The following is a 26,583-nucleotide window of genomic DNA, read 5'->3' as shown; positions in this document are numbered from 1 at the left end:
TGGGAAGTGAGCCATGTTTGAAAAGCGTCACCGCATTACGTTGTTATTCAATGCCAACAAAGCCTACGACCGTCAGGTGGTGGAAGGTGTCGGTGAATATTTGCAGGCGTCGCAATCCGAGTGGGATATCTTTATTGAGGAAGACTTCCGCACCCGTCTGGAGAACATTAAAGACTGGCTGGGGGACGGCGTCATCGCCGACTATGACGACCCCGTCATCGAGCAGTTGCTGACCGACGTCGACGTCCCGATAGTGGGCGTCGGCGGCTCCTACCATTCACCCGAACACTATCCCCCGGTCCACTATATCGCCACCGATAACCATGCCCTGGTCGAGGCCGCCTTTCTCCATTTAAAAGAGAAGGGCGTCCATCGCTTCGCGTTTTATGGTTTACCCGCCACCAGCGGCAAGCGCTGGGCCGTTGAGCGCGAACATGCGTTTTGCCAGCTTGTCGCGCAGGAGAAGTACCGCGGCGTGGTCTATCAGGGGCTGGAAACCGCACCAGAGAACTGGCAGCACGCGCAAAACCGCCTGGCGGACTGGCTGCAAACGCTGCCACCACAAACCGGTATCATAGCCGTGACGGACGCGCGTGCGCGCCACGTGCTGCAGGTCTGCGAACACTTACACATTCCAGTGCCCGAAAAACTGTGCGTGATTGGCATTGATAACGAAGAACTGACCCGCTATCTGTCCCGCGTGGCGCTCTCCTCCGTTGCGCAGGGCACGCGTCAGATGGGCTATCAGGCGGCGAAGTTGCTGCATCGCCTGCTCGATAAAGAATCTCTGCCGCTTCAGCGCCTGCTGGTGCCGCCTGTCCGCGTTGTGGAACGTCGCTCAACCGATTATCGCTCCCTAAGCGACCCGGCTGTCATTCAGGCCATGCACTATATTCGCAACCACGCCTGCAAAGGGATTAAGGTCGATCAGGTGCTGGATTCGGTGGGCATTTCCCGCTCGAATCTGGAGAAGCGCTTCAAAGAAGAGGTGGGCGAGACTATTCATGCCGTCATCCATGCGGAGAAGCTGGAGAAGGCCCGCAGCCTGCTCATCTCCACGTCACTGTCGATCAACGAAATCTCGCAGATGTGCGGATACCCGTCGCTGCAGTATTTCTATTCGGTGTTTCGCAAAGAGTATGACACCACCCCAAAAGAGTATCGGGATCGCCACAGCGAGGTGCTGATATAGAAAAGAAAACGCCTTCCAGGTGGAAGGCGTTTTTTGACATTACATATGGGCGGCGATTAAGCGCTGGTTATCCTGGTACATAGCGAACAGATAGTTGTTATAGCTATTTCCCTTCGTCGAATAACCTTTCAGCTTGTGAATCATCGCACTGGCCGTCACTTCCTGATCCGCTTTACGCAACTGAGCGCGTGATTTACGGAACGATGAGTAGGCCGGGTGCGTATTAAGATTCACCGCGTAAGCATTCACGGAATCTTTTACTGATTCGAACTGAGAATAGCCCTTCACCTTACCGGGCGCATTATTACAACGACCTTTCGCACACTTCATGCCGAACAGGTTATTGTTATTACGCGCCAGCTTAGACGTCCCCCAGCCGCTTTCGGCTGCCGCCATGGTCGCAACCATGCTGCCTGGGATAATGTCCACACGCTCAAGGAGAGCATTCCACGGTACGCGACGCGTGTTACCGTTCCAGCTCAGCTTGTAGCGCTTCGTGATGTCTTTCAGACGCGCGCGTTCAGACGGCGACCAGCGGCTATCGTACTGTTTTGAAATCAGCCAGTTACGATCCGCCGTAATCGCGGCATTTTGACTTGTTATGTAAGGCATTACCGTCCGGAGAAACGCTTTCTTTCTTGGTGTTCCGGAAGGGTATTTTCGCAAATCAGGAAGTGAACTACTCTTTGCACTATTGCGAGAATACTCTTGTTTACTGCTAACCTTACTACTTGTCGTCTTTATTACGTGGGCTTTCTTACTCGTTGTATCCGTGTGCGTCTTCGCAAGCACCCCACCCGAAAATGTCGTGGTGAGTAACATGAGTATCGCGGCCCCATATCGTCGAATGGGAGTCGATATCATTAGGTCTCCTGGTCGGATGTAATCATCCCAACACCTTATTTTTTTCACAAATTTGAGAGCGGAATCTCAAATCATATCAAAAATAGACTTCAAGAGCACGTATAGAAATAGTCCAATTCCGAAACTATGTCACCTGAAAATTGCTCACAAAAACATCATTCCTGAAAAAATGTGTGCGATATCGCAGATAACTGCCTCATTTTGCGCGGGATCACTCATCCTCACACGTCCTCCCGGGAGAAAGCGATGGGGGATGAGTTTTTCACCGCATCCTGATGGCACACTGGTCAAAAATGCCGCGACAGGAAAATGGAATGAAACGCACCGCATTAGCTCTTCTGCTGTTACCCGCTCTGGCACATGCCGACTGGTCATCGCCGGGGTTTAACGCATTTCGCGCCGAAGGCACCGGCATTTTCACCAGCCAGACAAAGCTTGCGAAGGGTACGCGTCCTCTGACGCTGAGTTTTGACAAGACGTGCTGGCAGCCTGCGGAGGCGATAAAACTCAATGAGATGCTGTCGCTTAAGCCCTGTGACGGCACGCCGCCGCAGTGGCGCCTTTTCCGCGACGGTGACTACCAGATGCGGATTGATACCCGCTCCGGCACGCCCACCCTGCTGCTGACAATTCAGAGTGCCGCAGAACAGTCGGTTGCAAGCGTTATCCGCCAGTGCCCGAAGTGGGACGGTAAACCGCTGACGCTGGACGTCAGCCATACCTTCCCGGAAGGCTCCGTGGTGCGTGATTTTTACAGCAAACAGACCGCGACGGTGCAGAACGGAAACATTACCCTAAAGCCCGCCGCCAGCAGTGGTGGCCTGCTGCTGCTTGAGGGCGCCGAAACCGACAAGCCAGCGCCGTTTAGCTGGCAGAACGCCACCGTCTATTTTGTGCTCACCGACCGCTTTGTGAATGGCGACCCGAGCAACGACAACAGCTATGGCCGCCACAAAGACGGCATGCAGGAGATTGGTACCTTCCACGGTGGCGATCTCAAAGGGCTCGCCAGCAGGCTCGACTATTTACAGCAGTTGGGGGTGAATGCGCTCTGGATAAGCTCCCCGCTTGAGCAGATCCACGGCTGGGTAGGCGGTGGCACCAAAGGGGATTTCCCACACTACGCCTATCACGGCTACTACACCCAGGACTGGACGAAGCTTGATGCCAACATGGGCACCGAGGATGACCTGCGCCATCTTGTCGATGAAGCACACAGGCGCGGCATTCGCATCCTGTTCGATATCGTCATGAACCACGCGGGCTACGCGACGCTTGCGGACATGCAGGCGTACCAGTTTGGCGCGTTGTATCTGCAGGGCGATGAGTTGAAAAAGACGCTGGGAGACCGCTGGACTGACTGGAAGCCTGGCGCGGGCCAAAGCTGGCATAGCTTCAACGATTACATCAACTTCAGCGACAAAGCCGCATGGGAAAAATGGTGGGGCAAGAAATGGATCCGCACCGACATTGGCGATTACGACAACCCCGGCTTCGACGATTTAACCATGTCGCTGGCATTTCTCCCGGACCTGAAAACGGAATCCACTACCCCTTCAGGCCTACCCAACTTCTATCAACACAAGCCCGATACCCACGCGAAAGCCATCCCGGGGTATACCCCACGCGACTATCTCACCCACTGGCTCAGCCAGTGGGTGCGCGACTACGGCATTGACGGTTTCCGGGTGGATACCGCGAAGCACGTCGAGCTTGAGGCCTGGCAACAGTTAAAAGACCAGGCAAACCAGGCGCTGGCCGCCTGGAAAGGGGCTAACCCGGACAAAAAGCTCGATAACGCACCGTTCTGGATGACCGGAGAATCCTGGGGCCACGGGGTGATGCAAAGCGATTATTACCGCCACGGTTTTGATGCGATGATTAATTTTGATTATCAGGAGCAGGCGGCAAAAGCGGTGGATTGCCTGGCCGATATGGACCTTACCTGGCAGCAGATGGCGGAGAAGCTGCAAAGCTTCAACGTGCTGAGCTACCTCTCATCACATGATACGCGTCTGTTCCGCGAAGGGGGCCAGCGCGCTGCGGAGCTGCTCCTGCTGGCACCGGGCAGCGTGCAAATCTATTACGGGGATGAATCCGAGCGTCCGTTCGGGCCGACAGGCTCCGACCCACTACAGGGTACCCGGTCAGATATGAACTGGCAGGACGTCACGGGCAAGCAGGCCTTAACCGTTGCCCACTGGCAAACGCTGGGCCAGTTCCGCGCCCGCCATCCTGCAATTGGCGAAGGCAAGCAAACCACGCTGTCGCTGAAAGAGGGGTATGGCTTCGTGCGCGAGCACAAGGGCGATAAGGTGTTGGTGGTATGGGCGGGTAATCAGTAATCTCCCCCACCCCTCACCCCGTCCCTCTCCCCAAAGGGGCGAGGGGGAAAAGACGGCTCCGTGCAGCCCCCTCTCCCCTCCGGGGAGAGGGTTAGGGTGAGGGGAATTCCACCAGAACTATTCACTACAAAAATTCAAACCTACCATATAAAAAGACAAATCCGACCACATCCCCCGATTTGCACCAGCACGGTGCTAGCGTTATGGTTACCCACTTTCAAAATAAGCTCGATAGAACACCTGCTATGACGTTTTCACTTTTCGGCGACAAATTCACCCGCCATTCAGGCATTACTCGCCTGATGGAGGACCTCAACGACGGGCTGCGCACTCCGGGCGCCATCATGCTCGGCGGCGGAAACCCGGCGCAAATTCCGGAGATGACGACCTATTTCCAGACGCTGCTCGCACAGATGCTGGAAAACGGTAAAGCGACCGATGCGCTATGCAATTACGACGGTCCGCAGGGTAAAACCGAGCTGCTGACTCTCCTTGCCAAAATGCTGCGTGAAGAGCTGGGCTGGGATATCGAACCACAGAATATTGCACTGACAAACGGCAGCCAGAGCGCGTTTTTCTACTTGTTTAACCTGTTCGCAGGACGTCGCGCCGACGGCACCACCAAAAAAGTACTGTTCCCGCTGGCACCGGAGTACATCGGCTACGCTGATTCCGGCCTGGAAGAGGATCTGTTCGTCTCCGCGCGTCCGAACATCGAGCTGCTGCCGGAAGGCCAGTTCAAATATCACGTCGATTTTGAACACCTGCATATCGGTGAAGAGACGGGCATGATCTGCGTATCGCGCCCGACTAACCCAACGGGCAACGTCATCACCGACGACGAACTGATGAAGCTGGATGCGCTGGCGAATCAGCACGGCATTCCGCTGGTGATCGACAATGCCTACGGCGTGCCGTTCCCGGGCATTATCTTCAGCGAAGCGCGTCCGCTGTGGAACCCGAACATTGTCCTGTGCATGAGCCTCTCCAAGCTGGGCCTGCCGGGCAGCCGCTGCGGCATCATCATCGCTAACGAGAAAATCATCACCGCTATTACCAATATGAACGGCATTATCAGCCTCTCACCGGGCGGCATTGGCCCGGCGATGATGTGTGAAATGATTAAGCGCAACGACCTGCTGCGTCTGTCTAATGAGGTGATCAAGCCGTTCTATTTCCAGCGCGTTCAGGAGACGATCGCGACGCTTCGCCGCTATTTACCGGAAGAACGCTGCCTGATCCATAAACCTGAAGGGGCGATTTTCCTTTGGCTGTGGTTTAAGGATTTGCCGATTACCACCGAGCTGCTCTACCAGCGCCTGAAAAAACGCGGCGTGCTGATGGTGCCGGGCGATTACTTCTTCCCGGGTCTGGATAAGCCGTGGCCGCACACGCATCAGTGCATGCGCATGAACTACGTGCCCGATCCGGCAAAAATCGAAGCGGGCGTCAAAATTCTCGCCGAAGAAATCGAAAAAGCCTGGCACGAAGCCGGTCAGTAACGCGTTACGCCAGATTATGCCGCCGGGTCAGCCGGAGTTAATATGCTCCTTACAGTACCGCCGTTTCCAGACGGCGGGGGTTAACCCGGTATGCTTAGAAAATATCTGCCGGAAATACCCCACGTCATTAAAGCCGCAGCGCGTTGCGACCTCGGTTAACGATGCAGAATCGTTGAGCAGCAGTTTTTCCGCCGCCCTGACGCGCTGGCGATGTATCGCCTCCGTCAGGGTTAAATGGAAAGTCCGGCGAAATACACGCCCGAGATAATCTGCATTACAGTGCAACGCTTTTGCCAGCTGCGATGTGGATATGGGTAAATGAAACTGCGTGCGAATAAGCTGTTTTGCCTTCCAGGCCATCGCCGCGCCGGCCTGATCCGCGTTATCTTCATATCCTGACGAACGGGACACCTGCTGTAAAATCAATAATAAAATCATCTCCAGCGCCATACTTCGCTGTAATTTCTCCTGCTCGCTGAGGAATTGCCGAAATAGCGCAATCACATATTCCGCATCCCTTACGCGGCAATGTTGTTCTATTGCAAGAGGAGCGGCGTTGGGTAACGTTGAATCTGGCAGCTCCACCTCAAAATGGAGCCAGTAAAAGCGCAGGTCCGCCGGAAAATCTTCCACCCCTACGTGCCGACGGCCCGGCCAGAGCAGCAAACTCTCTCCTGCATTAACATCAAAAATATGATTTTCTTCCTGGATCGTTAATATCCCTTTTTCGACAAAAATAATCTCCCATGACGTTAATTTTCGCGCAGGATGGCGGCCCACTCCGCGGGAAATAAACAACCCGCCGTTCTGGACCTTAACCGGAAGCGCTATGGATAATTCGAGCATGGATATTCACCATTCCGCTTTTATTACCGTTAATTTTCGACTTAGACGTTGATTATTAATCAATATTCGAACAACTTTCCGATCGGAATCACATTTTCATCATCAGGTCGGAATCGTCACCTTTTTATACTTTTCCCTTCCCTTGTTGGTCTGGCCGTTGAATGCAGAATAAACAGGGTACCTACAAATACGATAAAAAATCGTTTATCGAGGAGTTACCCATGACTTCCACACCGATTACAGACGCAGACGTTGTAAACCAGAAAGTCGATGACCGGCTCTCCGTCCGCGAGAAAATTGGCTACGGCCTGGGCGATGCGGGCGGCACGGTGATTACCTGCCTGATCATGAACTTTCTGACCTTTTTCTATACTGATGTATTTGGCCTCACCCCTGCGCTGGTGGGCACGCTGTTTATTGCCCTTCGCGTGTTTGACGCCATTTCCGATCCGGTGATGGGCGTCATTGCCGACCGCACGCAGAGCCGCTGGGGACGCTTTCGCCCCTGGCAGCTGTGGGTCGCGCTCCCCATCGGGATCGTTGGCGTACTGACCTTCACCGTCCCGGACGCCAGTATGAGCGTGAAAATCGCCTGGGCGTTCGGCACCTATTTGCTGCTGTCCGTGGGCTATACCGCCATCAACGTGCCCTACTGCGCGCTGATTAACACCATGACCACCCGCCACAACGAGGTGATCGCCTGCCAGTCATGGCGCTTTGTGCTGTGCGGCGTGGCGGGCTTTTTGGTCTCCGTTGGTCTGCCGTGGCTGGTCGCGGAGCTGGGCCAGGGCAATGCTGCCCGGGGTTATCAGCTGGGCGTTGGCGTGCTGTGCGCCATCGCCGTGGTGATGTTCCTGTGCTGCTTCTTCTGGGTGCGCGAACGCGTCCCGCTGGCGCTGATGGGCAAATTCACCCTGCGCGAGCACCTGGCGGGCCTGCGTAAAAACGATCAGCTGCTGCTGATGCTGGTGATGTCGTTCCTGCTGATCAACGTCTTCAATATTCGCGGCGGCGGTTATATGTACTTCATCACCTACGTGCTGCAAGGCAGCACGGCGTACACCTCGCTGTTTTTCACGATGGTGACCTTCGCCGCCATTCTGGGCGCGGTGATCGTCAGCCCGCTGTCGCGCCGCATTGATACCGTCAAACTCTACTACCACACCAACCTGGTGCTCGCGGCGCTTGCGGTGGGTATGTGGTTCCTGCCGGGTGACCCGGCGCACCAGACGCTATGGCTGATCGTCATTTTAAGCAATGGCGTGATCCTGGGCTTCACTCTGCCGCTGCACTTCTCGCTCATGGCCTTTGCCGACGACTACGGTGAATGGAAAACCGGCGTGCGCTCCTCGGGCATGAACTTCGCCTTCAACCTGTTTTTCATCAAGCTCGCATGGGCGTCCAGCGCCGGGATCATCAGCCTGGTGTTTATCGCCGTGGCCTATCAGCCAGGCGCGGGCAACCAGACGCCAGCCTCATTGCAGGGGATCACCGCCATGGAGACGCTGCTGCCTGCCCTTTTCCACCTGCTGCTGGCGGTCGCTATCCGCTGGTGCAGGCTTAACAACCCTGTGATGTCGCGCATTGCCACCGATCTGCGCCAGCGTCACGTACCGTCCTGAGGAGAACGCTATGTCCATAATGGAACCCGATCTGCACCAGCTGAAAATCAACGACCCGTTTCTCGGGCAGTATCAACGGCTGGTCCGGGACGTGGTCATCCCCTACCAGTGGGATGCGCTGAACGACCGCGTGGCGGAGGCCGAACCCAGCCACGCCATCACTAACTTCCGCATCGCGGCCGGTCTGGAACAGGGGGAGTTTTACGGGATGGTGTTTCAGGACAGCGACGTGGCGAAATGGCTCGAAGCCGTGGCGTGGTCGCTGTGCCAGAAACCGGATGCAGAACTGGAAAAAACTGCCGACGAGGTGATTTCGCTGGTCGCGGCGGCGCAGTGTGAAGATGGCTACCTCAATACCTACTTTACGGTAAAAGCCCCCGAGGAACGCTGGACGAATCTGGCCGAATGTCACGAGCTGTACTGCGCCGGGCATATGATTGAAGCGGGCGTGGCGTATTTCCAGGGAACCGGAAAACGTCGCCTGCTGGACGTGGTGTGCAGGCTGGCGGACCATATCGACAGCGTGTTTGGCCCGGGCGAAACACAGCTGCACGGTTACCCTGGCCACCCGGAAATCGAGCTGGCGCTGATGCGGCTGTACGATGTCACGCAGGAGTCGCGCTATCTCAATCTGGTGAAATACTTTATCGAAGAACGCGGCGCGCAGCCTCACTTCTACGATACCGAATACGAGAAGCGCGGCAAAACGTCTTACTGGAACACCTATGGTCCGGCATGGATGGTCAAGGACAAAGCCTACAGCCAGGCGCATCAGCCGCTTGCCGAGCAGCAAACGGCCATCGGCCACGCGGTGCGTTTCGTCTACCTGATGGCGGGCATGGCGCACCTGGCGCGCCTGAGTCATGACGAGGGTAAACGGCAGGACTGTCTGCGGCTGTGGAACAACATGGCGCAGCGCCAGCTGTACATTACCGGCGGGATTGGCTCGCAAAGCAGCGGCGAGGCGTTCAGCAGCGATTACGATCTGCCCAACGATACGGTCTATGCCGAAAGCTGCGCCTCCATTGGCCTGATGATGTTTGCCCGCCGGATGCTGGAGATGGAGGCAGACGGCCACTACGCCGACGTGATGGAGCGCGCGCTGTACAATACGGTGCTGGGCGGGATGGCGCTGGACGGTAAGCATTTCTTTTACGTGAACCCGCTGGAGGTGCATCCGAAAACGCTGGCCTTTAACCATATCTATGACCACGTGAAGCCGGTGCGCCAGCGCTGGTTCGGCTGCGCCTGTTGCCCGCCGAACATTGCCCGCGTGCTGACCTCGCTGGGGCACTATATTTATACCGTTCGCCCGGATGCGCTGTTGATCAACCTGTACGTGGGGAACGACGTCGCCATTCCGGTGGGTGATAGCACCCTACAGCTGCGCATTAGCGGTAACTATCCGTGGCAGGAGCAGGTGAAGATCGAAATCACCTCGCCGGTTCCGGTCACCCATACGCTGGCACTCAGGCTACCGGACTGGTGTGCGGAACCTGCTGTTTCGCTGAATGGCGAAGCCATGACTGGCGAGATATCCCGTGGATACCTCTATCTCAGCCGCCGCTGGCAGGAAGGCGATACCCTGACCCTCACGCTACCGATGCCGGTCCGCCGCGTGTACGGTAACCCCCAGGTGCGCCAGCAGGCGGGTAAAGTCGCGCTCCAGCGCGGCCCGCTGGTTTACTGCCTGGAAGAAGCGGATAACGGCGCCAACCTGCATAACCTCTCCTTGCCACGAGAGAGCGAGTTCCGGGTGTTTGAAGGCAAAGGCATTTTCGCGCACAAGATGCTGATACAGGCGGAGGGGATCGGGGGCCACGCGAAGGAGACAGAGGCGCTGTGGCAGTACGATCGCTCGCCGGTACAGCGTCAGCCGCAGATGCTAACCTTTATTCCCTGGTTTAGCTGGGCTAACCGGGGAGAAGGGGAAATGCGGATATGGGTGGATGAAGGCTGAATAGCCTCACCCACGGGAGAGGTTGAACGCTATGGCAGCACGCGACGTGCTGCCTCAGCCAGAAACGCACTTCGATTGCTGAACTGCGGATGCTCGCTGACAAAGGAATCAATCTTCATCAGTAAACGACGAGGCATTGTGATGTTGATACGCTCGGCCCTGCCGTCGAACTGTTTCATATTAATATCCACCAGCAGCCATTGCCCGCCAGTGAAGTTGTCAGGGTGGCTTTCCAGGTGCGCTTCCACGTTACCCGGCAGCGGCAATGCTTCATCCATTTCAAACAGCGCTTCGAAGTGCGCTGTGAGCGCCTCACGTGCATCCTGAAATGCGTCATCCAGGGAGTCACCTGCAAAAAAACAGCCTGGAACGTCAGGGAAAAAGCCGCTGGCGCTACCGTCGGTGTCAGAATGAATGTAAGCCGGATAAAACATAACTACTCCTGATATCAGTGTTTAATTCCCGCCTGCCGCCATATCTGCGCGAGCGTGCCCGGTTTAATATCCTTTTTAGGATGTGGGACGGTAACCAGTCCTTTCTGCACGGGATGGCGAAACTGATGATGGCTTCCTTTCGTTCTGACACATTTCCAGCCGTGGCCGATCAGAACAGTAATGACATCCGCACTTTTCACATCCCAATCCTTCCATGATTATACACATGATACACACCATCGCTATCGGGTTAAATCACATTAGCGCACAAGGAACATCAGTGCAGCGGTGTTTTGACGGAACGGGAAGAAGCATCGAGAAATGAAAAAGGAATACATTGTATTGCAGACAAAAATACAGGCACGATCGTAGGCCGGGCAAGGCAACGCCGCCACCCGGCTTTACCGCATCAGAAACGCCAGGTCAGGCCGGTCATCAGCACGAAGCTGTCGTCGCGGTCGATCATCGGGCTGTTCTTCACGTCGTCAGGCAACACGGTGTAGACCGCGCTGGCGTTGAGGTACAGCTTCTGGGTTAACTGATATTTAGCCGCCAGGCCAACGTAGGGCGTCCAGCTGTCACCGGCGGTGTATTGATCCAGACCTGAGCGGCGAGACTCGCTGCCGGATACGCCGTAGTAGTAGTCGTTATAGCTCTCGTCGCTATAGAAAATACCGACAGAGGGCGTAAGGGTAAGGCGCTCCATCCTGATTGGACGGAAGTAAGAGACCTCACCCACCACACCTCCGCTTTCATCCGTGGCATCACCCGAGACCGCCACTTTCAGCGACCCCCAGCTTTCATGGCGGTAGTACGCGCCGCCGAGGAAAGCTGACGCTTTACGCTCATCAAGCTGCTTCATCTGATGGTCGTCGTTGTCATCAGGATCGAAATGCAGCGGCATCCACGACGCGGTCAGGCTGAATTCATTTTTTGCGTCTTTCCACAGGATCCATCCTCCGGTGGTCTGACGAACGTAAAAACGATCGCCTTCGTAGCTAATTAACGGTACTGCGGTAGTATTTTCGTTATAGCCTTTGTAAGGAGACTCATTAAATACAGCCCCCGCTCCAAGTGAAAAATCTCCGGCCATTGCTGAGGATGTTGCAAATAACGTGGCAGCGATGAGTAAATTGTATTTAATAGTCATTACGTGTAATCCATTAAAATGCCAAACAAGCGGGGCGCATAATAATGGTTACAAATTTGCCAATGCAACGCTGCGGTTTATATAATATTATATATAAAATCATATAGATGGGTGCGCATGATGAGTAAATTACAGCTAAAGCCACGCGAATTAAAAATAATCTCCGTCATCGCAGCCACCCACAGCATTGGTGATGCCGCCGCCCTGCTGGGCATGGCGCAGGCCAACGTCAGTAAATATCTCTCTGATTTTGAAACGCGGGTTGGGCTTAAGGTTTTTGAGCGCACGACCCGTCAGCTCGCTCTGACACAGTTTGGTGAAGCGTTACTCCCGTATGTCGACGCCACACTGGACAAACACACTCAACTTGTTAATTTCATTGCCGATTATAAGCATGAAAAGCGTGGAAAAGTTACGATTTATGCCCCAACGGGCATCGTGACCTATCTCGCGCGCCAGGTGATCCACCAGATAAAGGACATCGGGGACATTCGCATCTCCCTGAAAACCTATAATCTGAACCGCAATGAATTTTCAGAAGGCGTTTCCTTTCCGGATGACTGCGATATTTTAATTACCTATGCTCAGCCGAAAGATGAAAACCTGGTCGCCAGCGTGTTAACAAAATATTCCGTCACGGCATTCGCAACCCAGGCATATTTAAATAACCACCCTTTATCCGGACCTGAAGATTTAATTAATCACTCGTGTATCCTGATTGACTCCATGCTCGTCGATGATGCCAATATCTGGCGTTTTCGCATGCATGGCAGCGATGATGTGCATGATTATCGGGTGACCGGAAATTATATTTGCGACAATACGCAGACGGCCCTGGAGCTGGCAAGAAATAATCTTGGCATTGTGTTCGCACCGAAAGAGAGCCTGAAAAGAGAATTAACGCAGGGCACGCTGGTTCCCTGCTTCCCGCACCAGGAAGAGTGGTGGCTCGATCTGACGGCCATCTTCCGCAAACGCGAATACCAGCCATGGCGTGTGCAATACGTTCTGGATGGCGTTCTGAACTGCCTGCGCCAGCAAATTGCTCAGGCCGCCCACGGACGGCCTGAGCTGGGCGATTAAAACAGCCCCAGCGGTTTATCGGAGTAGCTGACCAGCAGACATTTCGTTTGCTGATAATGCTCCAGCATCATCTTGTGGGTTTCACGCCCGATGCCCGACTGCTTGTAACCGCCAAATGCCGCGTGCGCCGGATAGGCGTGGTAGCAGTTGGTCCAGACGCGCCCGGCCTGAATGCCCCTGCCCATTTTATAGGCCAGATTACCGTTGCGGCTCCAGACGCCCGCCCCCAGGCCATACGGCGTGTCGTTGGCAATTTCCAGCGCCTCCTCCATCGTTTTGAAGGTTGTCACGGCCAGAACCGGTCCGAAAATTTCCTCCTGGAAGACGCGCATGTTGTTCTGCCCGAACAGGATCGTCGGCTCAAGGTAATACCCTTCCTGCAGATCCCCGCCGAGCACCTTACGGCGACCGCCGGTCAGAATATCCGCCCCTTCTTTCTTACCGATATCAATGTAGTTAAGGATGGTTTCCAGCTGGCCATGCGAGACCTGCGCCCCCATCTGGGTGACGTTATCGAGCGGGTTACCGCTGCGGATTGACTCGACGCGGCGAATGGCCCGCTCCATAAAGCGCTCATAGATGGATTCCTGCACCAGCGCGCGGCTTGGGCAGGTGCAGACTTCGCCCTGGTTAAACGCAAACAGCGCAAACCCTTCCAGCGCCTTATCGAAGAAAGCGTCCTCTTCCTCCATCACGTCTGCGAAAAAGATGTTCGGGGATTTCCCGCCCAATTCCAGGGTCACCGGAATGATGTTCTGCGTGGCGTACTGCATAATCTGCTGGCCCACTTCCGTCGACCCGGTAAACGCCACTTTAGCGATCCGTTTTGAGGTGGCCAGATATTCTCCTATCTCACCGCCCGCGCCGTTCACCACGTTAATGACCCCCGGCGGCAGAAGATCGCCAACAATTTCCATCAGCAGCAGGACCGAGAGTGGGGTTAAACGCGCCGGTTTAAGCACAATGCAGTTCCCGGCGGCCAGCGCAGGGGCCATTTTCCAGCTCGCCATCAGCAACGGGAAGTTCCACGGAATGATTTGCCCGACGACGCCCAGCGGCTCGTGGAAGTGGTACGCCACGGTGTCGCTGTCAACTTCGCTGATCCCGCCCTCCTGCGCGCGAATACAGGAGGCAAAATAGCGGAAGTGGTCGATAGCCAGCGGCACATCTGCCGCCATGGTTTCCCGGATCGGCTTGCCGTTATCCCAGGTTTCTGCCGTCGCCAGCAGCTCCAGGTTCTGCTCCATCCGGTCGGCGATTTTGAACAAAATGGCCGCGCGGTCCTGAACGGAGGTATGCCCCCATTTATCTTTCGCTTTGTGCGCGGCATCCAGCGCCAGGTCGATATCACGCTTGCCTGAGCTGGCTATCTCACACAGCGGCTGGCCGGTAACGGGGGTCAGGTTGGAATAGTATTCGCCGTCGACGGGGGCCACCCAGTTGCCGCCAATAAAGTTGTCATAGCGGGGCTTCAGCTTGAGGGGAAAACCATATTCGCCGGGCTGGATACGCGAAGAGGGAGGATTATTTGTCATGACCGTCTCCTTGCTGTTGTTATACAACAAGGGTAGTCCCGGCTGGCGGTTTTCTCGCCAGTGGGTGACGGGTTTACGAGCCGTATCACGGATTACCGTACTTTACGTTTCGTTTCTGCTACTGAGCCATACTTATCAGCTCAAGCGCTCATGAGGAACGATGCGATGCAGCTATTTATCGGTTTTGACGTAGGCGGAACCCACATCAAGCACGGCGTGATTGATGAAAATGGCAGGGAGCTGGCGACGGACGAGTACGATACCCCTGAGGATAAAAACACCTTTAAAAAGAAGTGGAAAGCGGTGGTTGAAGCGTATCAGGACGAACACGACATCGCCGGTATCGGCGTGAGTTTTCCCGGCCATATTAACCACCACAGCGGCGAAGCGGCGAAAGCGGGCGCGCTCGACTATCTCGACGGCGAAAACCTGTGCGAACTCTTCGCCGGGCTGACCGACCTTCCCGTCACTGTAGAAAACGACGCCAACTGTGCGGCGCTGGGCGAGCGCTGGCAGGGCGCAGGTAAGGATTACGAGCATTTCGTCTGCATCACCATCGGCACAGGCATCGGTGGCGGGATTGTGATGGAAGGCGATCTCTATCGCGGGTCACATTACCGCGCCGGCGAATTTGGCGTGCTACCCGTCGGGGATCAGGGCGAACCGATGCACGAGGTTGCGTCTGCCAGCGGCCTGATGAAAGCCTGCCGCCGCGTGCTGGCCGTATCAGAAGAAGAGATGCCTGACGGCGAGGAGCTTTTTAAACGTATGGAGAGCGACGTGCATCTGCGCGAAGCTATTGAAGCCTGGGCACATTTTCTCTCACGCGGCGTTTACAGCGTGATCTCGATGTTCGATCCACAGGCAGTGCTGATTGGTGGCGGGGTAAGCGAGCAGGAGAAAATCTATCTCCTGCTCGATAAATATCTACAGCGATTCGAGGAGTGGGAGGCACTCAAGGTGCCCATTCTGCCCTGCGAGCTGGGTAACCAGGCGGGAAGACTGGGCGCGGTATGGCTGGCTAAGCAGAAACTCTCCCGCAGCACGTAGCGCTCAGGGGAACAGCTGCGCGTCGCGAAGCAGATGGTCATTACCCCGGCGACGCGTAAACCCGATGCGGTTGAAATATTCCAGGATCTGAATCGCCAGCTTGCGGCCTACGTTCAGCCGATCGCGGAAATCGGCTGCGCAGGTGGAGCCGCGCGCCTGATCCAGTTCGCGGATCAAGTTGGCAAATGCCACAATGCGATCGTTACGGTAATAACGATCTTTCACGATCGCGACTATCAGCCCCTGCTGCGCCGCATGGCGCAATACCTGACGCATCGCCTGCTCGTCGGTATTCGTCTCACGCGCCAGATCGCGAACCCACCACGGTTCATCCCCAAACATTAAGGCCACTTTTTGCCATATAGCCTCCTGCTCTGCGGTGAACCCGGCCTTGTGATCCGGCAGATGCAGCCAGCCGTGATGGCTTTTAATCACCCCGCTTTCGCGCATGTTTTCAATCAGCAGCAGCACCAGCGCGTCATCTTCCATCGGCAGCGCCATGCGTCTCAGACGCTCACGGCCAGGACCGGGCTCATCCTGATGCTGTTCATGGTACGTTGCGAGCGTGTTCAGTATCTTACGCTGCCAGTGTGCAGCCACCGGCGCATCGAGCAGGCTGTTGCCGGCCTGAATAAAGCCCGGCTGCCGGGTCAACTGACGTAGTCCTTCGTCGCTCAGCTGACGTGCCCATGCAAAATCACTCAGGCTCACCGCCCCGCGCTCAAGATGCACCCGCAGCGCGGCGTTATCATCCGGAGCCTGGGCCAGCGCTGCCAGCCATTGCAGATATTCAGGCTTACGCTTGCCGCGTCGAGGCGGGTTAAGCGTCACTACCCGCGCCCCGGCCAGCGTTTCCCGCGCGGAAATATCCCGCAGCACCAGACGGTCGTTGTCCGCCAGCCAGAGCGGCGAATCAAAAACCAGTTCGGCAAGATCGTTTTCCAGCAGGGACACGCGCCCGGTGATATGGCTGGCCGCGTGGTGAATATGCAGCGGCTGCCATTGGGTCAGGGGTACGTGCGTCTGCAGAGAGACAATCACGCGTTCAGACGGCTCGGGCGGGGCGTCGGCCAGCAGCCAGTCGCCGCGGTTAAGCTGCTCTTTTTCCGCATCCCCGGCAATGTTGAGCGCGATCCGCTGCCCGGCGTGGGCGTGCTCTGCGGGCTGGTTTTGCGCATGTAAGCCGCGCACGCGCATCGGTTTATTAACGCCCGTCAGCCACAGGCTATCTCCCACCTTCACTTCACCGCTCAGCGCCGTACCGGTGACCACCAGCCCCGCGCCTTTTACGGTAAACGCCCGGTCAATCGCCAGACGGAAACGGTGATGGCTGGCGTGGTCACGCGACGATAATTGCTGCAAGTGGTGGCGAAGATCGTCGATACCGCGGCCTTCAGTCGCCACGGTGACAAAAAGAGACGCCTCGGCAAAACCATATTCCCGTAAGGTCGCCCGCACCGCTTCACGCACCTCGCTGATGCGCGCCTCATCCACGCGATCGGCTTTAGTCAGCGCCACGGTCAGCTGCGGGTTGCCGGTCAGCTGGAGGATTGCCAGATGCTCACGGGTTTGCGCCATCACGCCGTCGTCGCAGGCCACCACAAGCAGCGCATGATCGATGCCCCCCACGCCCGCCAGCATGTTAGACAGAAACTTTTCATGCCCCGGAACATCAATAAAGCCCAGCACGCGGCCATCCGGCTGGGGCCAGTAGGCATAGCCCAGATCGATGGTCATGCCGCGCTTTTTCTCTTCCGGCAGGCGATCGGCATTTATGCCGGTGATCGCCTGCAGCAACGTGGTTTTTCCATGGTCGACGTGACCGGCGGTGGCAATAATCATTTCAGCAACATCTCCAGAAATCGCTCTTCATCTTCAAGGCAGCGCAGATCCAGCCACATGCGGCCATCGTAAATCCGCCCGATGACCGGCGTCGGCAAGCCGCGCCAGCGCAACGACAGCGCCTCAAGGCGGCTGCCGCGCCCGTCACGCGGGGTGAACGTGAGCGCTTCACTCGGCAGCCTGTCCACCGGCAGCGAACCGCTGCCTATCTGCGACTGGCAGGGCTCAATGCGGACGTCAAAATCGGGGTAGTGCGGGGCGACGCGCGGCAGCAGCAGTTCGGCCTGCGCGCGAATCGAGGCGGCATCCCGGCTTAACAGGCGCAGCGTGGGCAGACGGTCGGCCAGCTTCTCCGGGTGGAGATAGAGCCGCAGCGTCGCGTCCAGCGCGGCAAGGGTCATTTTATCGGCCCGCAGGGCGCGCTTGAGCGGGTGCTGCTGCAGCTGCGCAATCAGCTCGCGCTTGCCGACGATAATCCCGGCCTGTGGCCCGCCCAGCAGTTTGTCGCCGGAAAAGCTGACCAGGCTCACGCCTGCGGCAATCATCTCCTGCGGCATCGGCTCTTTTGGCAACCCGTACAGGCTGAGATCCACCAGCGAACCGCTGCCGAGGTCGGCAATCACCGGAATATTCATCTCCTGCCCAATCGCCGCCAGCTCGGCCTCGTCAACGGTTTTGGTGAAGCCCTCGATATGATAATTGCTGGTGTGGACCTTCATCAGCAGGGCGGTATTTTCATTCACCGCCGCGCGATAATCTTTCGCATGGGTACGATTCGTGGTGCCCACCTCATGCAGCGTGCAGCCCGCCTGACGCATCACGTCCGGGATGCGAAACGCCCCGCCAATCTCCACCAGCTCGCCGCGGGACACCACCACCTCTCTGCCGCTCGCGGTCGCCGCCAGCATCAACAGCACCGCCGCCGCGTTATTATTCACAATGCAGGCATCTTCCGCGCCGGTTAGCTGGCAGAGCAGATCCGCCAGCGCGCGATCGCGATGCCCGCGCCCGGCGCCGTCCAGATCGTACTCCAGCGTCACAGGCGAGCGCATGGCCTGCACGACCGCAGCCACCGCCTCTTCCGCCTGCTGCGCGCGCCCCAGGTTGGTGTGCAGCACGGTTCCCGTCAGGTTAATCACCGGGCGCAGGGCGTGGGCATGGCTTTGGGAGAGATATTCTGAAACGGCTCGTACCCAGTCGTCATTCCATACCGGCAATACGCCCTTCTCACCGATCGTCCTGCGCGCCTCGTCCTGTAAATCCCGCAGCACAGCGACCACGCGGGTATGACCATATCTGGCGAGCAGAGGGCGAAATCCTACGTCTCGCAACAAGCGATCCGTAGAGGGGAGAAGACGATAAAGCGAGCTGTGCGTCTGGTTCATAAGCCTGCCTGAGAGTAAGAAATCTGTGGCTATTTTAGCAGGTTGACCTGAGGGAGTCCTTATACATCCGCATACTTTAATTTACCCAGATCAATAATTACCGAGAATAATTAAAATTATTTCATAACTTACTTGAATAAATAATTCAGAAAACATCAATATCAATCAATCAACGAAGCGAATATTATTATGAATTCCTTACCCCGTAACGCATGGAAGCATACAGATGAAAATGAAGATCAAGGTTCTCGCTGCTCTTTTATTATCGACCTGCACTCTTTATACCGCTCAAACGCAGGCTGATCAGAAATTTGGCTTTGCCAAAAGGTGCTCACTACCCGACGCACCGATGCCGATTAAATTCAGAGTCGATGATTACATCGAAAACTTCGATGGTATGGCTTATAATATTATTTATGTTGCTGCAGACCAAAGAAAACGTGGCGATCTTTATAGTCTGTACAGTAACAGTGATGGTTATAATTACCTGAAAACAAAACCGGCCACTGGGCGCGATCCTTTTCCCTCCACGGTTCTGCTATACGATAACAACCCCTCAGGAACAACCGGTAGCTACCTTTCCAAACCTGTATGTATGGATAAATCGGATTGTCAGCCATATCCAGCAGACTGGCATCCCACCGTTGGGCGAGGCTTGTCTGCTTATAATAAAGTTTTAGAACAATATCCTAATGACTTTATTTATGTGCATTCTGGCATGTTCCCGTCCCTGTCTGACGACTCCATCGACACCACGATTTTCACCATGACCAGAAACTTTGAATATTTACGCGTAGAGGTTTTCGCCGTAACAAAGATTGGCGACCCTAACGTTACTAGTGCATTTATGGATGAATATGGTGCTGAGCCTATTGTGTTTGAATATGGTCGCGCACAATTTGGTAACCCTGATTATTATATTGGTGCAGACTCTAACCACCTCACTCGCCCAATGGCAGGTAGTCTGCCTGATTTCCCTGCCCACCTTGATAAAAATATCCAGGCGATGGATTTCTATATCAAATATCCAAAAGGTTATCTTGGCGAAGTTGTCACCTCGGCTAAATTCTATTATTTTTCAGACAAGCAAAAAGAAATTCTCTCGACATGTAACTAATCTGCCCGGCTTCGCCGGGCAACCGGGTTACGCTTTTGGTGGCTCGGTACGAGCGAAACTTTCGCGCTGAAATAGCGTCTCTACCAGTTTCACCAGCAGCGGACGGTCTACGCACCAGCCTGGGGACACCCGGCGGAAGTTGAGGTAGCCGATGGCGCAGGCGATGGCGATGGTTGCCAGGTTCAGGCTGTCGGTGTGGATCTTGCCCTCCCGGATAAGCTGTTCGCACATATCCAGACTGCGGCTGATTTTTTCCCGCTGGCGCAGCAATTCGTTTTCTGACTGCTGCGCGGCGGGACGCGCCTGCTCGCGTACGGAGGTGAGTGCCGCATCCATAATGCCATCGGCCAGGGCTTCAATTTGCTTCACCGCCAGCGCCGCTTTAGGGTCAGACGGCAGCATTGCCGGGGCAACGCCCAGCAGTTCGACATACTCCGCAATGATGGGGGAATCGAACCAGTATTCGCCCTCGTCCGTTACCAGCGCCGGAACTTTCCCCAGCGGGTTATACTGCGCGACGCCGTTTTCGGCGTTGTAGGGCTGCTCATTAACGAATTCAAATTCAATCCCTTTCTCCAGCAGGAGAATCGAGATTTTTCGCACGAAGGGACTGGTGTAGCTACCGATGAGTTTCATTGCCTGATCCTTGATGCCGGGAAAAAGTCAGTATGGATCAAGCGATGAAAAAAGGGCAGGTATGCGTGTCGCATTCCTGCCCCGGAAGGATTAGTGATCGAGATAGAGGTAGTGCATCCAGCTGGTCATACGCAGCAACACTTTACGCATTACCGAGACGTGGGCGAAATGATCCGAATAGACCGCCACCTGGGCATAAATGCCGTCCGGCAAAGCATCGACGTCGGCGTTAGGCTCCAGCTCAATCAGCGCCTGTACGCCATCCGTACCCGGCGCGACGGTCAGTGCCTGCAAGGCGCCCTGCGCCTGATACGACCCGCCCGGCACCACAGGCAGAACGCTGGTGAGCTTACCGGTGAACACCTGGCCCGGCAGCGCGTTAAACACCACTTCCGCTTCATCGCCAGGCTTCAGGCGCAGCAGCGAGTTCTGACGGAACTGGGCCACAATCTGACGCTTCTGTTCAGGAATGAAGACCATCACCGGGCGCAAAGGCAGCGCGGCGGCATAGGTTCCCGGACGAATCAGCACCTGGGTGATATAGCCGTTGCTCGGCGCGCGCACCACGGTCTGATCGAGGTTGTATTTCGCTTCAGCAAGCTGGGCACGTAACGAGGCAATCTGCGACTGCTCGCCGTTCACCATGCTGTCCAGCTGGCTTTGAATCTGCGTCTGTTCAGCAACGGAACCTTTCACCATGGCATCCTGCGCCAGATAGTTCTGCCGCGCGTTATCAATATCGCTTTCAGAGAACGGATTCACCTTCGCCTGGCTGCCTTTCAGGTAGCGCTGATAATCTTTATACAGGCGATCGCGTTCAGCGGAGACGCGTGTCGTATTGGCAACCGCTTCCGACAGCTGCGCTTTCAGATTGTCAATATTGTGCGTCGCGGTCACCAGGTCTGCCTTCAGTCTGTCGACGCGCGCCTGATAGCGGCCCGGATCCAGTTTAAATAACACTTCGCCTTTTTTAATGAGCTGGTTATTTTTATCGGTCACTTCAGTCACCACCCCCGTGACCTGCGGCGTAATCGGAATGGAAATAACCGCTTTTTGCGCCGTAAAGGTATACGGATGGTTATAGTTCATTAGCAGAATAAGTCCGGCAACAATAAACACGCCGCCTAACGTCGCGGTAGCAAGCGTCCACTGGTTTACCGGAATACGAAATATTTTAAAGATTGCCCAGGCAAATGCCACATAGGTCAGAATAATCAACAGATCCATGATTAGCGCTCCAGCGTGTTTTTATCATCAGAGGGCTGAACCGCTGCCAGCTTGTGTTCTAACTCGGCCACGCGTTTGGCCAGCGCATCCATGCCCGGAACCTCATCCGCCCTGGTGATGTGGTTTTGCATACCCCAGCCGCGATCTTCGCGGTACAGGGTGGCCCAAATCCACAGGAACGGCCAGATGGCATGGAGCGTAAACAGGCTGATCCAGCCTGCCGTATGAATAGCATCGGCATGGGGATGATTGCGCTTTTTGGCCATGTTATAGGGGATATCATGAATGGCGATGATTCCGTAAAAAAGAACCAAAAATACAAAAATCAACACGCCCAGCGCGAAATAGTTGAGAAACATATTCTCCTCACTTAAACAACGTCAACTCATTAAACTAATAAAACAGCACGCAGCCTAATTAATTTATTTTTAAATTTAAAAGGCACACTGATTATTTCAGAGCCGGGGAGTATCGTTTTTTATAATATCTCCATGCAAGTTTATAAGCGTGTCAAAATATATCCTGAATAATAATATACTCAACCTTACATAATGAGCGTAATTCAGGTTTTAGCTTTCCGCCATACTACATACGAAAAGTGTTTTTTTAGCTTTCCGTGTCACGGAAGGCCATCCTAACGCCGATCCCAGCCGGAGAAATCTGCATAAAAATATTTTGTGAAATCAGTCACAATCCAGAAACAAACTCACGAAGCCAAAAAGAGACATATATCACAAAAATCCGTGGTTTTTGCTTCTTTTCTCGCCATCGTATTTTTTTTGCCCACTTATTTTGTGATTCAGATCACCATGAAGGGCGACACACCCCCTGCATTTACGTGATGGACATCACATAAATTTTCGCTGTCTGGACAGTTGAACGATTCAGTGCCAGATTTCACAGCATCAGAACAGGGCCCGGCTACCTCTGCCGCCGCACATTAACGATAAACCTCGGGCCGCAAGCCTAAGCGTAAACATAAGAAGGGGTGTTTTATGTCATCCGATTTCAAGATCAAAGTTCAAAGCTTTGGTCGTTTCCTCAGCAACATGGTGATGCCAAATATCGGCGCGTTTATCGCGTGGGGTATTATCACCGCATTGTTTATTCCGACAGGGTGGTTGCCTAACGAAACGCTGGCGAAACTTGTTGGCCCAATGATTACCTATCTCCTGCCGCTGCTCATCGGTTACACCGGTGGTCGTCTGGTGGGCGGTGACCGTGGTGGCGTAGTGGGTGCTATCACGACTATGGGTGTTATCGTCGGTGCGGATATGCCGATGTTCCTCGGTGCGATGATTGCCGGTCCTCTCGGCGGCTGGGCGATTAAGAAATTCGACGTCTGGGTTGATGGCAAGATCAAATCCGGCTTTGAAATGCTGGTGAACAACTTCTCTGCGGGCATCATCGGGATGATCCTCGCGATTCTGGCGTTCCTCGGCATTGGTCCGGCTGTTGAAGTGCTGTCCAAACTGCTGGCGGCGGGCGTTAACTTCATGGTGGCGCACGACATGCTGCCGCTGGCGTCTATCTTCGTTGAACCGGCGAAAATCCTGTTCCTGAACAACGCCATCAACCACGGTATCTTCTCGCCGCTGGGTATTCAGCAGTCTCACGATCTCGGCAAGTCCATCTTCTTTCTGATTGAAGCGAACCCGGGTCCGGGCATGGGCGTTCTGCTGGCGTACATGTTCTTTGGTCGCGGCAGCGCGAAGCAGTCTGCTGGCGGTGCGGCTATCATCCACTTCCTGGGTGGTATCCACGAAATTTACTTCCCGTATGTGCTGATGAACCCACGCCTGATCCTGGCAGTTATCCTCGGCGGTATGACCGGCGTGTTCACCCTGAGCGTGCTGGGCGGCGGCCTGGTCTCTCCTGCTTCTCCGGGCTCTATCCTGGCGGTGCTGGCGATGACCCCGAAAGGCGCGTACTTCGCGAACATCGCGGCGATCTGTGCCGCAATGGCGGTCTCCTTCGTGGTCTCTTCTATCCTGCTGAAAACCAGCAAAGTGAAAGAAGACGACGATATTGAAGCGGCGACCCGTCGTATGCACGACATGAAAGCCGAATCCAAAGGCGCGACCCCGCTGGCGGCTGGCGATGTCTCTAACGACCTGAGCCACGTGCGTAAAATCATCGTTGCCTGCGACGCCGGTATGGGTTCCAGCGCAATGGGTGCAGGCGTGCTGCGTAAGAAAGTGCAGGATGCGGGCCTGACCAACATCTCCGTGACCAACAGCGCCATTAACAGCCTGCCGCCGGATGTTGACCTGGTCATCACGCACCGCGACCTGACCGAACGCGCCATGCGCCAGGTGCCGCAGGCACAGCACATCTCGCTGACCAACTTCCTCGACAGCGGCCTGTACACCAGCCTGACCGAACGTCTGGTTGCCGCGCAGCGTCATGAAGATAATGAAGTGAAAGTGCGTACCAGCCTGCAGGACAGCTTTGACGAGAGCAATGCTCACCTGTTCAAGCTGGGTGCGGAGAACATTTTCCTCGGTCGTACCGCGGCCACTAAAGAAGAGGCGATTCGCTTTGCCGGTGAACAGCTGGTGAAAGGCGGCTACGTTCAGCCAGAATACGTTGAAGCGATGCTGGAACGTGAAAAACTGACGCCGACCTACCTGGGTGAATCTATCGCGGTTCCGCACGGTACGGTTGAAGCGAAAGACCGCGTGCTGAAAACCGGCGTAGTGTTCTGTCAGTATCCTGACGGCGTGCGCTTCGGTGAAGAAGAGGACGACATCGCCCGTCTGGTGATTGGTATCGCCGCTCGCAATAACGAGCACATTCAGGTGATTACCAGCCTGACCAACGCGCTGGACGACGAAACCGTCATTGAGCGTCTGGCTAACACCACCAGCGTTGAAGAAGTTCTGGCCCTGCTCAACAAATAGCAGTCCCTCTTCCCTCTCCCCTTTGGGGAGAGGGCTAGGGTGAGGGGGTAAACGTTCCTCACCCCAGCCCTCTCGGGTAAAAACATTGATTAAGGTTAACACTATGAAAGCATTACATTTTGGTGCAGGTAACATCGGTCGTGGCTTTATCGGTAAACTGCTGGCAGACGCGGGCATTACCCTGACATTCGCCGATGTGAATCAGGTGGTTCTGGATGCCCTGAATGCCCGTCATAGCTATCAGGTCCAGGTGGTGGGTGAAAATGAACAGGTTGAAACCGTCTCTGGCGTCAACGCGGTCAGCAGCATCGGCGACGACGTGATTGATCTGATCGCCAGCGTTGACCTGGTGACCACCGCTGTGGGCCCGGTCGTACTTGAGCGTATCGCTCCAGCAGTCGCGAAAGGCCTGGCAAAACGTAAGGCGCAGGGCAACGACGCTCCGCTGAACATCATCGCCTGCGAAAACATGGTGCGCGGTACCACGCAGCTGAAAGGTCACGTCATGGCGGCCGTGGCTGACGAAGATAAAGCCTGGGTTGACACGCACGTTGGTTTTGTCGATTCCGCCGTGGACCGCATTGTTCCGCCGTCCGAATCCGCCACCCACGATCCGCTGGAAGTGACCGTAGAAACCTTCAGCGAGTGGATCGTCGATAAAACCCAGTTTAAGGGCGCGCTGCCGACCATTCCGGGTATGGAATTAACCGATAACCTGATGGCATTTGTCGAACGCAAACTCTTCACGCTGAACACCGGGCATGCTATAACCGCGTACCTCGGAAAGTTGGCCGGTCATCAGACCATTCGTGATGCGATCCTCGATGAGCAGATCCGCGCGGTGGTAAAAGGGGCGATGGAAGAGAGCGGCGAGGTGCTGATCAAACGCTACGGTTTTGATGCTGATAAACACGCAGCATACATCCAGAAAATCCTCGGCCGCTTTGAAAACCCGTATCTGAAAGATGACGTTGAGCGCGTGGGCCGTCAGCCGCTGCGTAAGCTGAGCGCGGGCGACCGCCTGATTAAGCCGCTGCTCGGCACACTGGAATACGGTCTGCCGCACGCCAATCTGGTGAAAGGAATTGCCGCCGCGATGCACTACCGCAGCGAGCAGGACCCGCAGGCAATTGAGCTGGCTCAGCTGATTGATGACAAAGGCGCGCAGGCTGCGCTGGCGCAAATTTCCGGTCTGGACGCCAGCAGCGACGTGGTGGCGGAGGCGGTTAACGCATATAACGCAACCAAATGATACAGAATCCGGCGCAGGTTAGCCTGCGCCCGAATAACAGATTGTCAGATATGCAGGCAATAATGGAACAAACCCAGGCCTTTGAAAATCGTGTGCTTGAGCGTCTGAATGCTGGCAAAACCGTACGAAGTTTCCTGATTGCCGCCGTCGAGCTGTTAACCGAGGCGGTGAACATTCTGGTGCTTCAGGTGTTTCGCAAAGACGACTACGCGGTAAAGTACGCTGTAGAACCGTTACTGGACGGAGACGGACCGCTGGGCGATCTGTCGGTGCGCCTGAAGCTGATTTATGGCCTGGGCGTGCTCAACCGACAAGAGTATGAAGATGCGGAACTGTTAATGGCGCTGCGCGAAGAGCTCAATCATGACGGTAATGAGTATACCTTTACCGATGATGAGATTCTGGGCCCCTTCGGCGAGCTGCACTGCGTTACCGCCCTGCCTCCTGCTCCCCATTTTGATAACAGCGACCCTGAACTGTACGCGATGCAAAAGCTGCGCTATCAACAGGTTGTCCGTTCCACTATGGTCCTCTCCCTGACTGAGCTGATTTCTAAAATCAGCTTAAAAAAAGCGTTTCAGAAGTAAGCCCGTTCACATTGGTGTATCCTTCCCTGTAAATTCCCCGTTTTCAGAGTC

General features: G+C 55.4%; 22 protein-coding genes. 11 read left to right on the top strand and 11 right to left on the bottom strand.

Annotated features, from left to right (window positions below):
• The first annotated feature begins 13 nt into the window (after positions 1-13).
• Entirely contained in the window at positions 14-1,192 is a 1,179-nt protein-coding gene (gene xylR / locus ACR42C_RS00780; RefSeq protein ID WP_021242460.1) for a D-xylose utilization transcriptional activator XylR, read from the top strand.
• A 39-nt stretch (positions 1,193-1,231) separates the two neighbouring features.
• Here xylR and ACR42C_RS00775 read toward each other — a convergent pair whose 3' ends face one another.
• A complete protein-coding gene (locus tag ACR42C_RS00775) occupies positions 1,232-2,056 on the bottom strand; it encodes a protein bax (RefSeq protein WP_045630274.1) in 825 nt (274 codons plus the stop codon).
• A gap of 314 nt (positions 2,057-2,370) precedes the next feature.
• On the opposite strand from ACR42C_RS00775, the gene ACR42C_RS00770 reads away from it, so the two are divergent.
• The gene (locus tag ACR42C_RS00770; RefSeq protein ID WP_479984641.1) at positions 2,371-4,401 is read left to right on the top strand and encodes an alpha-amylase; all 2,031 of its coding nucleotides are present in this window, start codon (positions 2,371-2,373) and stop codon (positions 4,399-4,401) included.
• 245 nt (positions 4,402-4,646) lie between these two features.
• Entirely contained in the window at positions 4,647-5,903 is a 1,257-nt protein-coding gene (gene avtA, locus ACR42C_RS00765; protein WP_479984640.1) for a valine--pyruvate transaminase, read from the top strand.
• A 27-nt stretch (positions 5,904-5,930) separates the two neighbouring features.
• Here the strand turns inward: avtA and ACR42C_RS00760 are convergent, their stop codons facing one another.
• Positions 5,931-6,749, bottom strand: a complete 819-nt coding sequence (locus ACR42C_RS00760; RefSeq protein WP_320720685.1) for a helix-turn-helix domain-containing protein — start codon at positions 6,747-6,749, stop codon at positions 5,931-5,933.
• A 221-nt stretch (positions 6,750-6,970) separates the two neighbouring features.
• Here ACR42C_RS00760 and ACR42C_RS00755 point away from each other — a divergent pair, with 221 nt between their 5' ends.
• Together ACR42C_RS00755 and ACR42C_RS00750 are read left to right on the top strand one after the other, a co-directional pair.
• Positions 6,971-8,371: an MFS transporter gene (locus ACR42C_RS00755; RefSeq protein WP_479984639.1), complete on the top strand. Its 1,401-nt coding sequence runs from the start codon at positions 6,971-6,973 to the stop codon at positions 8,369-8,371.
• Positions 8,372-8,381: 10 nt separating this feature from the next.
• The gene (locus ACR42C_RS00750; protein ID WP_479984638.1) at positions 8,382-10,331 is read left to right on the top strand and encodes a glycoside hydrolase family 127 protein; all 1,950 of its coding nucleotides are present in this window, start codon (positions 8,382-8,384) and stop codon (positions 10,329-10,331) included.
• Between the two features lie 29 nt (positions 10,332-10,360).
• On the opposite strand, the gene ACR42C_RS00745 is transcribed toward ACR42C_RS00750, so the two are convergent.
• The 3 genes from ACR42C_RS00745 to ACR42C_RS00735 form a co-directional block, all read right to left on the bottom strand.
• Positions 10,361-10,765: a type II toxin-antitoxin system HicB family antitoxin gene (locus ACR42C_RS00745; protein ID WP_116343040.1), complete on the bottom strand. Its 405-nt coding sequence runs from the start codon at positions 10,763-10,765 to the stop codon at positions 10,361-10,363.
• Between the two features lie 14 nt (positions 10,766-10,779).
• Positions 10,780-10,965, bottom strand: a complete 186-nt coding sequence (locus ACR42C_RS00740) for a type II toxin-antitoxin system HicA family toxin (RefSeq protein WP_151412682.1) — start codon at positions 10,963-10,965, stop codon at positions 10,780-10,782.
• Between the two features lie 209 nt (positions 10,966-11,174).
• The gene (locus ACR42C_RS00735) at positions 11,175-11,915 is read right to left on the bottom strand and encodes a MipA/OmpV family protein (RefSeq protein WP_479984637.1); all 741 of its coding nucleotides are present in this window, start codon (positions 11,913-11,915) and stop codon (positions 11,175-11,177) included.
• 117 nt (positions 11,916-12,032) lie between these two features.
• Here ACR42C_RS00735 and ACR42C_RS00730 point away from each other — a divergent pair, with 117 nt between their 5' ends.
• On the top strand, positions 12,033-12,998 hold the full coding sequence (locus ACR42C_RS00730) for a LysR family transcriptional regulator (protein ID WP_116343034.1): 966 nt from the start codon (positions 12,033-12,035) through the stop codon (positions 12,996-12,998).
• On the opposite strand, the gene aldB is transcribed toward ACR42C_RS00730, so the two are convergent.
• On the bottom strand, positions 12,995-14,533 hold the full coding sequence (aldB, locus tag ACR42C_RS00725; protein WP_166709708.1) for an aldehyde dehydrogenase AldB: 1,539 nt from the start codon (positions 14,531-14,533) through the stop codon (positions 12,995-12,997). The genes ACR42C_RS00730 and aldB overlap by 4 nt on opposite strands.
• 165 nt (positions 14,534-14,698) lie before the next feature.
• Here aldB and ACR42C_RS00720 point away from each other — a divergent pair, with 165 nt between their 5' ends.
• Positions 14,699-15,583, top strand: coding sequence for an ROK family protein (locus ACR42C_RS00720; protein WP_316380427.1), 885 nt, complete (start codon positions 14,699-14,701; stop codon positions 15,581-15,583).
• Between the two features lie 3 nt (positions 15,584-15,586).
• On the opposite strand, the gene selB is transcribed toward ACR42C_RS00720, so the two are convergent.
• Both selB and selA read right to left on the bottom strand, forming a co-directional pair.
• On the bottom strand, positions 15,587-17,425 hold the full coding sequence (gene selB, locus ACR42C_RS00715) for a selenocysteine-specific translation elongation factor (protein WP_320720681.1): 1,839 nt from the start codon (positions 17,423-17,425) through the stop codon (positions 15,587-15,589).
• Positions 17,422-18,810, bottom strand: a complete 1,389-nt coding sequence (selA, locus tag ACR42C_RS00710; protein WP_479984636.1) for an L-seryl-tRNA(Sec) selenium transferase — start codon at positions 18,808-18,810, stop codon at positions 17,422-17,424. Before selA ends, selB begins: the two co-directional genes overlap by 4 nt.
• Positions 18,811-19,036: 226 nt before the next feature.
• On the opposite strand from selA, the gene ACR42C_RS00705 reads away from it, so the two are divergent.
• On the top strand, positions 19,037-19,927 hold the full coding sequence (locus tag ACR42C_RS00705) for a hypothetical protein (protein ID WP_479984635.1): 891 nt from the start codon (positions 19,037-19,039) through the stop codon (positions 19,925-19,927).
• A gap of 27 nt (positions 19,928-19,954) precedes the next feature.
• Here ACR42C_RS00705 and ACR42C_RS00700 read toward each other — a convergent pair whose 3' ends face one another.
• From ACR42C_RS00700 to ACR42C_RS00690, 3 genes are all read right to left on the bottom strand, one after another.
• Positions 19,955-20,563, bottom strand: coding sequence for a glutathione S-transferase (locus ACR42C_RS00700; RefSeq protein WP_395313518.1), 609 nt, complete (start codon positions 20,561-20,563; stop codon positions 19,955-19,957).
• Between the two features lie 90 nt (positions 20,564-20,653).
• Positions 20,654-21,790 (bottom strand): HlyD family secretion protein, encoded by a 1,137-nt coding sequence (locus tag ACR42C_RS00695; RefSeq protein ID WP_116343021.1) that lies wholly within the window; start codon positions 21,788-21,790, stop codon positions 20,654-20,656.
• Positions 21,791-21,792: 2 nt separating this feature from the next.
• On the bottom strand, positions 21,793-22,149 hold the full coding sequence (locus tag ACR42C_RS00690) for a DUF3302 domain-containing protein (protein WP_116343019.1): 357 nt from the start codon (positions 22,147-22,149) through the stop codon (positions 21,793-21,795).
• Between the two features lie 636 nt (positions 22,150-22,785).
• Here ACR42C_RS00690 and ACR42C_RS00685 point away from each other — a divergent pair.
• The 3 genes from ACR42C_RS00685 (at position 22,786) to mtlR (ending at position 26,532) form a co-directional block, all read left to right on the top strand.
• Entirely contained in the window at positions 22,786-24,693 is a 1,908-nt protein-coding gene (locus tag ACR42C_RS00685) for a PTS mannitol transporter subunit IICBA (RefSeq protein WP_116343017.1), read from the top strand.
• Positions 24,694-24,796: 103 nt separating this feature from the next.
• A complete protein-coding gene (mtlD, locus tag ACR42C_RS00680) occupies positions 24,797-25,945 on the top strand; it encodes a mannitol-1-phosphate 5-dehydrogenase (RefSeq protein WP_479984634.1) in 1,149 nt (382 codons plus the stop codon).
• A complete protein-coding gene (gene mtlR, locus ACR42C_RS00675) occupies positions 25,942-26,532 on the top strand; it encodes a mannitol operon repressor MtlR (protein WP_047363332.1) in 591 nt (196 codons plus the stop codon). The genes mtlD and mtlR overlap by 4 nt, the downstream gene beginning before the upstream one ends.
• The last annotated feature ends 51 nt before the right edge of the window (positions 26,533-26,583 follow it).

Source organism: Enterobacter sp. MG-EB028 (genome assembly GCF_056673305.1).
The sequence above is the reverse complement of the archived record's forward strand: the minus strand, read 5'-3'. Positions and strand labels throughout refer to the sequence as shown.